This is a genomic window from Oscillibacter sp. 1-3 (assembly GCF_000403435.2).
In the GTDB taxonomy this organism is placed as follows: domain Bacteria; phylum Bacillota; class Clostridia; order Oscillospirales; family Oscillospiraceae; genus Oscillibacter.
Genome location: NZ_KE159708.1, coordinates 44891 through 57839, shown reverse-complemented (window position 1 = coordinate 57839; position 12949 = coordinate 44891). Strand labels below are relative to the sequence as shown.

General features: G+C 50.7%; 10 protein-coding genes, 1 tRNA gene and 5 pseudogenes. 3 read left to right on the top strand and 13 right to left on the bottom strand.

What is annotated here, in order from left to right; translation table 11 throughout:
* Positions 1-37: 37 nt before the first annotated feature.
* From C816_RS10670 to C816_RS25615, 4 genes and pseudogenes are all read right to left on the bottom strand, one after another.
* Entirely contained in the window at positions 38-2275 is a 2238-nt protein-coding gene (locus tag C816_RS10670) for a hybrid sensor histidine kinase/response regulator (protein ID WP_242832185.1), read from the bottom strand.
* A 293-nt stretch (positions 2276-2568) separates the two neighbouring features.
* Positions 2569-2931, bottom strand: a complete 363-nt coding sequence (locus C816_RS10665) for a response regulator (RefSeq protein ID WP_016322398.1) — start codon at positions 2929-2931, stop codon at positions 2569-2571.
* Positions 2932-3228: 297 nt separating this feature from the next.
* Positions 3229-3627, bottom strand: a pseudogene (locus C816_RS25620) (recombinase family protein); the annotation flags it as partial.
* 44 nt (positions 3628-3671) lie between these two features.
* Positions 3672-3917 (bottom strand): annotated as a pseudogene (locus C816_RS25615) (type IV secretory system conjugative DNA transfer family protein); the annotation flags it as partial.
* 571 nt (positions 3918-4488) lie between these two features.
* Here C816_RS25615 and C816_RS10655 point away from each other — a divergent pair.
* Positions 4489-4689: a DUF4177 domain-containing protein gene (locus tag C816_RS10655; RefSeq protein ID WP_016322396.1), complete on the top strand. Its 201-nt coding sequence runs from the start codon at positions 4489-4491 to the stop codon at positions 4687-4689.
* Between the two features lie 101 nt (positions 4690-4790).
* Here C816_RS10655 and mobQ read toward each other — a convergent pair whose 3' ends face one another.
* The 6 genes and pseudogenes from mobQ to C816_RS10635 form a co-directional block, all read right to left on the bottom strand.
* A complete protein-coding gene (gene mobQ, locus C816_RS10650; protein WP_016322395.1) occupies positions 4791-6197 on the bottom strand; it encodes a MobQ family relaxase in 1407 nt (468 codons plus the stop codon).
* A 491-nt stretch (positions 6198-6688) separates the two neighbouring features.
* On the bottom strand, positions 6689-7084 hold the full coding sequence (locus C816_RS10645) for a DUF3847 domain-containing protein (RefSeq protein WP_016322394.1): 396 nt from the start codon (positions 7082-7084) through the stop codon (positions 6689-6691).
* An 80-nt stretch (positions 7085-7164) separates the two neighbouring features.
* A complete protein-coding gene (locus C816_RS22700; RefSeq protein ID WP_016322393.1) occupies positions 7165-7332 on the bottom strand; it encodes a transposon-encoded TnpW family protein in 168 nt (55 codons plus the stop codon).
* Between the two features lie 88 nt (positions 7333-7420).
* Positions 7421-9265: a recombinase family protein gene (locus tag C816_RS10640; protein WP_016322392.1), complete on the bottom strand. Its 1845-nt coding sequence runs from the start codon at positions 9263-9265 to the stop codon at positions 7421-7423.
* A gap of 57 nt (positions 9266-9322) precedes the next feature.
* Positions 9323-9511, bottom strand: a pseudogene (locus C816_RS22695) (type IV secretory system conjugative DNA transfer family protein); the annotation flags it as partial.
* Positions 9512-9565: 54 nt separating this feature from the next.
* Positions 9566-9793: pseudogene (locus C816_RS10635) on the bottom strand (PcfB family protein); the annotation flags it as partial.
* 59 nt (positions 9794-9852) lie between these two features.
* On the opposite strand from C816_RS10635, the pseudogene C816_RS22690 reads away from it, so the two are divergent.
* Both C816_RS22690 and C816_RS10620 read left to right on the top strand, forming a co-directional pair.
* Positions 9853-10584, top strand: a pseudogene (locus tag C816_RS22690) (IS5 family transposase).
* A gap of 314 nt (positions 10585-10898) precedes the next feature.
* A tRNA-Pro gene (locus tag C816_RS10620) sits at positions 10899-10974 on the top strand.
* Between the two features lie 86 nt (positions 10975-11060).
* Here C816_RS10620 and C816_RS10615 read toward each other — a convergent pair.
* The 3 genes from C816_RS10615 to C816_RS23665 form a co-directional block, all read right to left on the bottom strand.
* On the bottom strand, positions 11061-12266 hold the full coding sequence (locus C816_RS10615) for a site-specific integrase (RefSeq protein ID WP_016322388.1): 1206 nt from the start codon (positions 12264-12266) through the stop codon (positions 11061-11063).
* An 88-nt stretch (positions 12267-12354) separates the two neighbouring features.
* Positions 12355-12549, bottom strand: coding sequence for a helix-turn-helix domain-containing protein (locus C816_RS22685; RefSeq protein WP_016322387.1), 195 nt, complete (start codon positions 12547-12549; stop codon positions 12355-12357).
* A gap of 18 nt (positions 12550-12567) precedes the next feature.
* Positions 12568-12867 (bottom strand): hypothetical protein, encoded by a 300-nt coding sequence (locus C816_RS23665; protein WP_207636919.1) that lies wholly within the window; start codon positions 12865-12867, stop codon positions 12568-12570.
* Between the last annotated feature and the right edge of the window lie 82 nt (positions 12868-12949).

The following is a 12949-nucleotide window of genomic DNA, read 5'->3' as shown; positions in this document are numbered from 1 at the left end:
CTCAAATCGTAATATTTCCAGGAAAACAAGGAAAAAGCTACAGCCCGGTAATTTGCGCGCAGAGTTCTTCATGCGCGCTCAGCAGCGCATGGTGATGTGCCCGGATAAAGTCAACATCGCCCCGCTTTCCCGCCAGCTCCAGCTCTTTTGCCTGTGCGGAAAGCGCCTCCGCCCCGATGGTCAGCGACGTGCTCTTCAGCGCGTGGACCTTGATGGCATAGTCCGTCCAGTTGGCGCTCTCATATAACGCGGCGATCTCCGTCCGCTTTTCCTCGCCCTGGGCGCTGAAAAGCCGAAGCATTTCCTGATAAAAATCCTCGTCCCCGGCACAATAATCCAGTCCCACATCCACGTTGACGCCGGACTGGGCAAGCCGGTCATAAGGGATCGCTGAGGCATCTGCCCGGCGCACCGGAGGCTCAGTCGGCCTGGGCTGCTCCGGGCTGTCTGCCGGGACGCTCCGCGCGGCTTCCGAAAGTTCTTCCACAGACATTTCCCTGTTTGCGGGCGTTACACTGTACTGGATGCAGCTTTTGGGCAAAACCTTCCGCAGCACCCGCTCCAGCACCATCCGTTCGATTGGTTTGGGGACAAATTCAGTGAACCCCTCGTTGCGGAACATTTCCCTCGCGCCGCTGACGGTGTTGGCGGTCAGCGCGATCACCGGCAGGTCCTGGTACATTCCGTTCCGAAGCTCCCGAATCCTCTTCAGCGTCTCCACGCCGTCAAAGCCGGGCATCATATGATCCAGAAAGATGATGTCGTAGGCGGTGGTTCCGCACTGGGCTATGGCCTCTTTTCCGCTCAGGCAGGTGTCCACCTCGATCCCATAGTTTCCCAAAACTCCCTTTGCGACCATGAGATTCATCTCTTCATCATCCACCGCCAAGGCCCGAACTCCAACGCAGGTAAAGGGCTTCCGGCCCGCGGCCTGGTCCTCCGCGAACCCGCGCTCCCCCATCTCACCGTTCAGAAGGTTCGCCACGGAAAGGGCGGAAAACGGCTTATGTATCACAAGCAGACGGCTTTCAGCGCTCAGCGTGAAATCCTTCTCTGCGATCACGATAACACGGAGCGTATTCGTCAGCTCCTCGTAATACTCCCGGTTCTCATCATACTCCGACTGGGCAATGAACACATGGGTCAGCTTGTGGCTGCGCCGCAATTTGAGCAGAGTCTCAAAATTATGCGCCTGGTATCCTTTGATGCCAAGCCCATGTATCAGATTATAGATCAGCCCGTCGTAATATCCCCGGACCTCATCACAGACATATCTTTCCGGCCTGAAATAGCAGGCTATACACAGCTGTTCCGGGTGATTGAGCACAATGCATGGCCGCTCATCCACAACCCCCTGGGGAATCACGATATGGGCGGACAGTCCCTGCCTTTCCTCGCTGTTGAAATGGATAAAACCGCCCATGGCGGTCAAAAGTCCCTGCGCGATAGGGAGGCCAAGGCCGAGCCCTCCCGCAAGACGGCTGCTTCCGGTATCCGCCTGATAAAAGACATCATACATCTGTGTCAGCTGAGAATCGGTCATGCCGATGCCGGTGTCACAGATATCAATGACCAGATTGGCGCCGTAATTCTCCTGGCGGTGCTTGATACGGATATTCACACCGCCCTCTTCCGTAAACTTGATAGAATTTTCTACCAGGATTTTGAGTACATGGGAAATCTTTTCCGCGTCGCCGACAAGGGTTGCCGGCACATTGGGATCGATATCAAAAACCAACTCCAAATGCTGCCGGTTGGTTTGCAGCGCAATCGTTGTGATCACGTCGTTCAGCACCGAGGTGATCATATATTCTTTTTTGGCTGGGGTCAGCGTGCCTTCCAAGATCTCCGTATAGTCCAGCATATTGTTAATCTGGTTGGACAGGCGCTTTCCCGCCAGCTTTATGGACGACATATCCGAGCGGATGTCCGGGGAAAGCTCCTTCGCCAGGGCTACCTCGCTGATGCCGATCACCATATTGATCGGCGTGCGAAGCTCATGGGATACATTGGATAGAAAGACGGCGTTTTGCTTCCCCGCCGTCTCCAGCTCTTCAAATATATGCTCATACCACTTCTGCTGCACATTCCGCCGGTTGACCCAGTACCGCGCCAGCGCGGTTCCGCCAAGGGTCACAACAGCGCCAAGGCCTATGCGCACGATGTCCCGGAGTCCCATTTGAGCTGAGATGGTATGGAGGATCAAACAGTGGTACAGCAGCGCCAGCACATACAGGGCGGCTACCGCATGCAATATCCACTTCTTATTCAGCATAAATAGCGCAAGGACAAGAATACAGGCCATGGCTGGTGTATCATAAAGGCTGGATTCATGTACGCTGAAGAAAAAAAATTCGATCAGCATCACTCCCGCGCACAAATTCTCATAAAACGTATCCGACCCAAGCTTCGTAATGTGTAAAATCCACACGCTGAAACATCCTGCTGTTATCAGCAGAATCATCCAGAATTCCCATGACATGACCAATGTGACAAAACTCAATATACCGCTAAGTACCGTAATAATGACCGCCAGCAGAAGGTGCCTGCTTGTCTGTTCCTCTGGCCTCATCGCTTCTCAAACTCCTGGGAGATCCGTTTTAGCAGCTCCTGGGGACGGTAGGGTTTTTTAAGATAGTTCACCGCGCCCAGCTTGATGGCGCTGACAACATCCTCCTCCAGCCCCGACGCCGTCAAAAAGATCACGGGGATCTCGGGGGCAACACCCTTCATGCGCTCAAAGGTCTCAATGCCGTTCATCTCCGGCATATCAATGTCCAGAAGAACCATGTCTACCTTCGTGTTCCTCAACCTCATCAGCGCGTCCATCCCTGATTCCGCCGTGAGCACATCATATTCCTTCCCAAGGATGATCTGTGTCCTGGTCAAATTCATACTGTCGTCATCGACAACTAAAATGTGCTTTTTCATGTGGCTACCTCCAGCTATTATTATTACGAAGTCGCATGAAGCAATACATAGTTTATTTTAATTAAAAGCAGCAGAAAAGTCAAGCCTATGTTCTCGCTTGCCAGGGTAAAGACACCAGGACATTAAAATCTACTACCGCTTTGTTGGGCTGGTGTGATCGGGCAAAAAAAGCGCCCGACCGCATCAGCAGCCAGACGAAAACATTTTGTAACAGCAGCGATATTTGATTGTTGCACACTGATTTGTCGAATTGGAGAGAAATTAGCAGTTTACCCCTCCCAAATGCCTCGTGTTCCTCATAATGTTCAAAAACGGGGTAAAATCGTTATCTCCCTGCTTGTCGCTGTCGATACCATTATTGACGGCGATAAACCGAACACCCTTGTCTCTGAACATGACATCGGTGTAAAAGCCAACCTTGAGATAGTCCCGCCCGAAACGGCTCATATCCTTGACGATGATCGTTGCCACGTTCCCGGCCTCCATCTCGGCAATCATGGCCTTGAAGCCGTCCCGGTCAAAGGTCGTGCCTCTCACTCCACCGTCTGTGAAATGGCGGACATTGGTGAAGCTGTTCCGCTTGCAAAAGTCCTCCAAAAATACCTGCTGGTTCAGAATGGAATTGCTGGGGCCTTGTAACTCATCGTCGCGGCTTAACCGCTCATAAAGTGCCGTAATCTTAGTGTTGTGCGCCATGTTCGCCACCTCCTGTTGTTGTGCGGATTTCTCCGTCCCTAAAATACTAACCCTTTCGGGTCTGTGACAACACAGCTGCTGTGCATTTGCATAAGTGACGGTTTGACGAAAAAGCGCGTCTTGCCGCCGCCGGAACCGCCAATCACAAGAATGTTTTTGTTCCTTGCGTATTTTGGCTGCTTCGGGCGGTTGTTCATAGTGAGCCGTTCCGTCTGTGTCAGCAGGACATTGTTTTCAAATACTGGGTCTATGTATGGCTTTATATCCTCGGCTGTCCCCCATGAAGCGTTTTGTCAAGTGCTTTTTTTAGTTATTGACGCAAACCCTTGTTAGTGCGACGGGAAACGGGGCGCAAAACGCGCCTGTGGACGCTTAGAAGCCGTTTTCGCGGGTGGGTAGTATAAAACCCTTACCCGGTGGGTTTTCGTGTCTGAAACGCCTTGAAAATCAAGCCTTTTCAAGCCCTATTGCGTAACATTCCATTCTGTTCTTTGGAAGAGGTCGGGGGCGCGGGGGCAGAGCCACCGCATAACCTACCGCTCGCCGCCGAAGTAGTGCAGACGGTTTTGCCGTTAGAATGAAGCGGACGAAAGCGGGGGCAGGATTTTTTTATCCTGTTCCCCGTTTTCGGCGGCGAAATGGCAACGGCAAAAATCCAGACGGTCAAGGGTTTAAGAGTGGAGATTTTTTCGCGCACTTTGCGAAAAAATACTACTCGCCCCTTGACGGTCTGGATAGTCGGAACGGAACAAAGTGCGTATTGCTTTCCGGTATTGGGTATGGTATAATTTTCTCCAGTACAAACCGATAAATCAGAATTTGTTTGATAAAATTATAATTAACAGCAGGAGGAAACAAATCATGTACACTTACAAAACAGAAATTTTGATGGTAGGAACCAAATGGTTTTCCGACAAAGCAAGTGCAAAGGATATAGAAGTATTAGACCAGTTAATCAATGAAAGGGCTACCGATGGGTGGGAACTTGTGACATACGATTACATGGCAACATCAATGCAAGTTAAAGGAGCATTTGTGATTACATTCAAAAAGCAACAGTAACACTAAATACAGTGTATAGGGCAAAATACAGTTTATTGTTCTAACAAAAGTCAAAAACAGGGCGGCGGTGACAGGCATTGACTATCCCGCCGCCCTGTCTGTTATCGTTCCATATCTTGTTTTCTTTGGGTCTGTTGCTCCCTCTGTTCCTGCCGCAAGATACCGTAAACATTCTTTCTGATTTTCTCCGCTTCTTTCACTTCCTCTTTCAATGCAAGATACCGCTGATTGAGCGTTTTCCTCTCGGCGGTCAGCTTGGTGTATTCTTCTTTCCATGCCTTTGTCGGGATTGTGGTCTTTCCGTTCATCACGCCTTTGAGATAATCTTTCGCTGTTGTGAACAAGATTTGCTCGGCTTCGGTCAGCGGCTTCTTTCCCTTACACTTGAAATAAATGTCGGCTTGCTCTAAGTGCTTTTTCAGAGTGGCAAGCCGCCGTTCAACGGGTTTCAGTTTCCCTTGAATGTCCAGTTGTTCCCCTATCATGGACTTGAATTTTTCATCAAGCCCCGCCATATCCATGATGTTGTTGGTTTGCAGGAAATTCAGCATTTTTGCCGCGTCTTTAAGGTTATAGAGGGATTGGGAATATCCCGGTTTTCCCGTCTGCGCCTTGCGTGACAGTATGCCCTGAATGTAGTCGGCAAGGGTAGGCGGCTCGGTGTTCTCGGTTTCCTCTTTCAACCAGTTTTGCAGTTTGGAGATACGCGCCTTTAACTGCCGTAACTTCTGGTTTGTCACTTCGATTTCGCGGTTAAGGTCGCCGCGCTCGGTGCGGATGCCGCGCTTCTCCATAGCAGAAGCGGCAACGCCTAAATGGATGGTGGGTATCTGGTCTATCCCCTGCCGCTCATAACTGCGGTGGTCGATACGCTCCGCGTGTCCGTTCTGTTCTAACGCTTGATTACAAAGCTGCGCCCATGCCGCCCTCCATTCCTCCGCTTTGGTCTGCTCGTTCCAGTCGGTAGCGGGAATGGGTTTGCATTTGTACTGCCGCTTCTTCGGGTCATAGATTTTATCCCCGTCTTTGTCAAGAATGTACTCCTTTTTCTGCTTCGCTCCCCACTCGCCGCCCTCATCAAAAGGGCGCATTGTCAGCATGATATGGGCGTGGGGGTTGCCGCCGCCTGTGTCATGTAAACATACATCGGCGCACATTCCCGCCGCCACAAAATGCCGTTTCACATACTCGCGGACAAGGGAAATGCTTTTCTCCCTCGTCAGTTCGCGGGGTAAGGAAATTTCAATCTCCCGCGCAAGCTGGGCGTTTTTGGCTTTCTCGATTTTCTCAACCTCGTTCCACAAAACCGCCCTGTCCGTATATTCGGCGGGGGCGTGGTCGGGCAGTAAAATCTCGGTGTGGACGACACCGCCCTTGTGGGTGTAGTCGTGGGTCATTCCGTCAAACTGGTTTGTGATTTTCTCCCCCGCCCGGTAAGCGGCGGCGGCAACAGCGGATTTGCCCTTGCCGCGGGATATGACTTTGATACTGCAATGGTAGATTGCCACGCGCCGCGCTCCTTTCTGCGGGTAACTCCCGCCGTTTCCTTTTGTGCCGACAGGCACAAAACGCCGTCTGCAAGACCGCACATACCACATTCATGTGGTATATAAGTGCGCCTTATCTGAGATCTCAGATAAGGCGCATTATCCGAGGAGAAAAATAATCCGAGAAGTGGAGCGAAAAGTCCTTAAAATCAAGGTTCTCAGCAAAAACTTCTCGGATTATTTTTAGTAAGATTTTGTCTGGGAAAATCGAGACTATATTACCTGCTGTCCAAAATTGGCGGATAGAAACAGTTTTCAGGCAATTATGGTAACTATATTCCCGAATATGCTTACCCATAGCTGTGTGGAGTAGCTATGCCAAAGCAAAAAATAATCCGAGGAATTTTGGATAAAAACCTTGATACCATCGGGGGTTTGAGCGATTTCCTCGGATTATTGATTTACTCGGATAATGCGCCCTTGCTTTAAGCAAGGGTATGGGCGCAAGCCCGTTACCCTTGTAAACCGCCCCCGTCCGCGTCCCCGCCTGCGCCGCCCTCGCGGGCTGTATGGGCGGTTTTAGCGGCGGGTGGCGTGTTACCCTGTGCCGCCGTTTCCGCGCCCTGTGCGGGGGCTGTGGGGGCGTTCCGGGCGGTCAATTCGTCCAGTATGCGGCGGGCTTGGTCGCTCATTACCGTCTTTTCAAGAAAGGTCTTGAATTGCTCCTCTGTCAGCGGTATCGTGTCGGGGACAAGGCTTTCAAAAAGCCCCATGCGGCGGCATAGGCGTTTCGTCCTGTCCCTGCGCTCCTGTGCCTTTTGCTCCTGCACAAGCTGTCTGCGCCTGTTTTCAAGCTGTCGGATTTCTTCCTCAATGCTCGTGATTTTTTCAGCTTTGGTCTTTGCCATGCGTCAATCGCTCCTTTCATGTCTGGCGTGGAATGGATAGGAATGGATAGGATAGGAATGGATTTTTATAGATAACCGTTTTATTCCTGCCTGTCGGCAAGTATCATTTTCAACAGCTTGTCGCGGAATGTTTCTGTGCCGCTGTGGTTGAAAAACAACTCCGCAACAATGGTCTGCCCGTTCCTGTGGGTCGTGATGATACCGTCCGGCTTTCGGGGCGGGGTGGGCGTTTCTCTCTTTTCTGTCAATGGGTTGCTCCTTTCTTTGGGCGCGGAAAAGGGATTTCCCGTAATCGGAAAATCCCCCTCTGCTGTCGGCTATTTAGTTTTTGCTATTTTACTGTGCGGACGCGGCGGCTTGCGCCTTTTTCCTTGCCCGGTATTCCCTCGCTTTGATACGGTCATACTCCCGTTGCTTTTCAATGTTTCTGGCGCGGTAGGCTCTGGAATATTCCCGGTGGTAAGCGCGGCTCTTTTCCTTTTTTGCTTCTTCGATTTCCTCCCTCATTTGTATGATTTCCTGCTCTGTCGGCTCGGTAAGCTGTGTCAGTTCGTTCTCAAACCTGCCGATATGGTTGAAGTATATCCCGATATGCTGAATGGCGTATCTTGCCCGTTTCTGGTCGCGCTCATGCACTTCGATTTTGCTGATAAACTCGTTGAGAATGGCGGGGGTGAGTTCGGCAAAATCGGCGTATCGTTCTGTCAGTTTTACAAACCTCTGCGCCCGCCCTCCCGCATTTTCAAAAGCGGATAACTGTTCTTTGATTTCCGCAAGTTCCGTTTTCAGTGTATAGTATTCTTCTGAATACTTCTGCGACATCTGCTCGTAACGGTCTTGTTCAATCGTGCCGAGGGCATTATCCTCGTACAGCTTATCCAGAACCTTTTCGATTTGTTCAAGCCGCGTTGTAATCTGCGGGACACGTTTCTGCTGTTTCTTGGTCCGGTCAGTCTGCTGTACGTCAAGGCTCTTTTTCACTAAGGCTTCAAAGTCTGCCCGGTTGCTGATAGAGTATTCCGCGATTTTTTTCAGCACCTCCGAAACGGTCTGCATAAGTAAATCCGCGTCCATGATGTGTGGGGAATGGCACTTCGGATTTCTGGCTTTCCCCTTGTGGTACTCGCTGCAATAGGCGATATGCCGCTTGCCGCCGTTCCTGTAATCTATCCGTATGTGCATTTTTGCGCCGCAGTCCTTACAGAAAAGCAAGCCCGACAAAGGGTGGATTTCCCCGTCCCCGTTGGGGCGTTTGACGGGAATGTTCTCCAAAATCCGCTGTACGTTCTCAAAGTCGGCTCGGTCAACAATCGGCTCATGCACGTTTTCCGTAATCTGCCACTGGCTTCTGTCTACATAGTGGTTTCGCTTGTCGCGGAAATGCTTTGCTGTCTTGAAGTTGACTACATCACCGCAATACTCCTGCCGCGTAAGGATTTTTGTCAAGGTTGTCTTGTTCCATTTGTAGCGGTTTTCCTCGTTCAGCGTCTTGCTTTTGCACGTCCCCCGCCCGCGTTCTTTCATGTAAAAAGTGGGCGTTGGGATTTGCTCATTTTTCAGATATACGGCAATCTGGTTTCGGTTTTTCCCGTCCAGAAACAGGCGGAAAATAAGGCGGACAACTTCGGCGGCTTCTTCGTCAATCAACCAAAAATCCTTGTTGTCGGGGTCTTTGACATATCCGTATGGGGCTTCGGTTGCGATTGGTTTTCCGCTCGTCCCCTTTGTGCGGATACCCGTTTTTACTTTCTTGCTGATGTCCCTTGCGTACCATTCTGACATGATGTTGATGAACGGCGCAAACTCCAACGTGTCGGGCTTCTCGCTGTCTATCCCGTTGTTTACCGCGATAAAGCGCACGTTGTTTCTGCGGAAAATCTCCATGGCGTTTCCCACTTGGAGATAGTCGCGCCCCCAGCGGGTCATGTCTTTCATAATGCACACGCCTATTTTGCCGTTTTCCACGTCCTCAATCATGCGGGAGTAGGCAGAGCGGTCAAAAAATCTGCCGCTTTCGTCATCGTCAATGTAGTGCCGGATATTGGTTAATTTTAGCTGTCTGGCATAGCTTTCCAGAAATTTCTTCTGGTTCTGTATGGAGTTGCTTTCGCCGCCGTCCCTGTCCTCGTCCCCCACTGATAGGCGGGAGTAAAGGGCTGTGATTTTGCTGTAATCATTCATGTGCATACCCTCCTGCGTCAATATATGTGTTGCTTACAGTTAAGATTATGCACCTCAGCGGGCGGAACTGTACTCAATGCCCTTGCGGTATTTCTTCGCGTTCTTGTCTTTCATGTAAACGGCAAGCCGGATAATCACCGCGCCCACAATGCCGATCAGTAAATCGGCGGGGTGGAAGTTGGGGGCAGCGAAAGCAAAGGCGGCGGTGAAGCCCTCCCCCAAGTGTAAGATTTTTGGGCTGGCGTTCAGCTCCTTTGCCTTTTCCCGAAAAGCGGCTAATGCCTTTTGGATTGAGGGCTATTTGTCCTGTGTCAGCTTCTTTGCGGAAAACTCCTTGAAAGCGGCGGTCAGCGCATCCGCGTCCCTGCCCTTGAAGAATACATGATAGCGGGGCGGGGTTTCCGTACGGTCTTTTTTCAGCACAAAGTCGATACCGTACTTTTTGGCGGTATGCTCAAACGCCTTGATATTTTCCTTTTTGATCTCAATATTGGAAATGCCCGTGTTCTGCTTCATAAGCTGCTTTAGATGGTATCGTCAATGAACATATGATAAAATAATCCTCAAAGAAATAGGAGGGCTGAAAAATGGGAAAGGAACAGCGGCGACACGGTATAAGCGATAGAGCTTGGGAGAAAATCAAGCCATACACTATAGGCGAAAAGGGAACACAAGGAGGGAATGCTCGAGACACCCGGCAGTTTATCGACGGAGTATTCTGGATTCTGCGCACCGGAGCGCCTTGGCGGGACTTGCCAGAAACTTATGAAAACTGGAAGAATGTACACCGACGGTTTTGTCGATAGCGAGATAAGGGAATTTGGGAAAGGATTCTGGAAGCGCTGGTGGATGACACAGACTTTGAGTGGTTGATGATAGATGCCAGCCATGTCAAAGCGCATCCGGACGCTGCTGGCGCACGGAGCGGCAATCAGGCGATGGACCGCACAAAAGGGGGCATAATACCCAGATACATTTGGCCGTGGATGCGCATGGTATGCCGGTGCGATTCTTTTGCAGCGTAACTGATGGAGGGTTTCCGGGCGAAATATCTTCTGGCAGACCGGAGCTATGACACAGACGCAATCCTTCTCAAAGCCACCGAGGTGGGAATGATTCCGGTCATTCCGCCGAGAAAAAACCGGAAACGCCAGTGAGAATACGATGAATATCTCTACAAACTCCGTCATCTCGTTGAGAATGCTTTTCTGCTTCTCAAGAGATGGCGCGGTACTGCTACACGTTATGCAAAAAATCTTGCTTCTTTCGTTGCGGCTGTCCAAATTCGTTGTATTGCCATTTGGCTCCTCATTTATTGACGACACCATCTAGGGTCTGTTTCCCGTGGAGCTGCTTCCCAATCTGCTTCTTTGACTGCGCAAGCGCGGCTTACTCTTTTTGTTTTTTCATTCTACCACGAGAGAATAGGTGCTCTCCTATTTTATGCTTACGTATCTAAGAAGCACCGCAGATGCCGTGGACCAGCGATGCTGCATGCAAGGCCCCCGCTCTATCTGGTGGAGAGTGTTTGGGCTGAAAATTTTTTTTGCAAAAAAGCATTTTGGGGGTTGCTTTTTCTGGAAAGCTATGCTAATATATACAAGCTGACAACAAAGTCTGTGTAATTAAATATCCGGGTGTGGCGCAGTTGGTAGCGCGCTTGACTGGGGGTCAAGAGGCCGTGAGTTCAAGTCTCGCCACTCGGACCAGTGAAAAAGCCTAGAGCCGCAATGGTTCTAGGCTTTTTCCACGCCTTTTCCCCGAACGGTTTCCCTTATTTTTTCCCTTATTCGTTTTAAGCCCCGGAAACGCTTTGAATAAACTTTTCCATCCGGTCAGCACTGGCCCGCTTCATTTCCTCCGTGACATGCCCATAAACGTCCAGGGTAAAGGCGGCGGTATGGTGTCCGAGATTGCTTTGAACCGTCTTAATATCGTCCCCGGCCCGGAGCGAGGCCACGGCGTAGCTATGCCGGAGGTCGTGCAGACGGGCATCCGGCAGACCAATAGAGGCCACCAGCCGCTTGTAATTGTGATAGACCGTATTCGGAGAAAGCCGGTGTCCCACTTCATCCGTGAACACAAGGCCCTCTTCCTGCCAGAGAGGGCCGGCCTTTAATCGGGCCTCTGTCTGGAGGACCTTATGCCGCTTCAAAGCGTCTACTACAAAAGCGGCGGGGGTAATCATGCGGCCCTTGCCGTTCTTCGTAGGCGTGAGGCAAAATTCCCCAGAGTGTCCCGGAATCTGTTGAAGCTGCTTATTGATGAAGATGGTCCCACGGTCCAGGTCTACACAGTCCCAGGTCAAGCCGCAGACCTCGCCGCGCCGCAAGCCAGTGAACAGCGTTACCAGATAGAGAACTTCAAAGCGGTGTCCCTGGATAGCTTCCATAAAGGCCCGGATTGCATCATCATCCAGAGGCTTGATGTCCTTCCGCTCTGCTTTCGGCAGTTCACAGGCAGTCGTAGGATTCGAGTGCAGATAGCCTATCGCAATTGCCTGTTGCAAAGCCTTGTGGAAAATCCCATGGACGCACTTAATCGTTTTGGGTGACAGTCCGGGCTTATCTCCGTGAGCAGTCCCAAGTTCATTGTAAAACTGCTGAATGGTATGGGTGTTCAGCTTATCAAGCCTTACTTTCCCAAGGGCGGGCTTGATGTGGTTGTTGACGTGCTGGGTATAGTTCAGGACTGTGTAAGGTCTTACGCCTCCAAGGTAGGTTTCCAGCCAAATATCCAGCCATTCGCCTACGGTCATTTTAGACGATTCCTGATAGGTCCCGTTGTCCACATCCAGGGACATTTGCTTTAACTTCTGGGCAACCTCTTTCTGGGTCTTGCCGCTGATGGAACGTTGAATTTGCTTTCCGGTTCCCGGGTCATAGCCCACCGTGCAGCGGGCTTCCCAATAGGTATATTTCTTGCCATTTTTCGTAACGGTCTTTTTGCGGATGGTGCCGTTACCGTTGGCGGCACGGCCCATAGATTTTGTGCGTGGCATATATCCTCCTTATCCGCCACGCAGACGTACTAAAAACTAAGATTATTATACATCATACGTGGCGGATAATCAACTTTTCTGGATAATATTATGATAGAAATTCTAAAAACGCAGACTTTGGGACGCGGATTTGACGCCCCACCCGAACACTCTTGATGGCCCCGCTGCGGATAAAGTCATAGGCGGTATTCTTTCCGATGCCGAGGATTTTTGAAACATCAGAAACCGTCAGCACAAGGGGCAGATCATCTGTGCTGGTAATCGCAGATTTTGAAAAATGCACTTCAAGGCTCCTATAAAATCAATCTTCAAATATGGAATTGTAAATACCTTCCTCTTGATTAGGCGGCGTGGGTCTTGCCAGAGAAGAATATGGATTGGGACGCTCCGTACCTGGAATGGCCCAGTACCAGCCACTGGTCGTCTGGAACGGGAGCGGGCGATATTGCATCGCCTTAATCTTCCGCCCTGACATTTCAATTGTAAGAGAAATCCGCCGCGCAAGCTGGTCGAGGCTATCTATGACATTAGGCCCCAAAACAGCGGGGAATTGAACACCGTAAAATTCCGACGGCATATAGGGAGTGGTGATGATAATCAAGTCACAGGCAAGGGGCTTGTCGTTATAGCGGCAAGGGGCCATCACCCGATTGTCAATGCCATGCGGGTCAAGGATGCGCAGC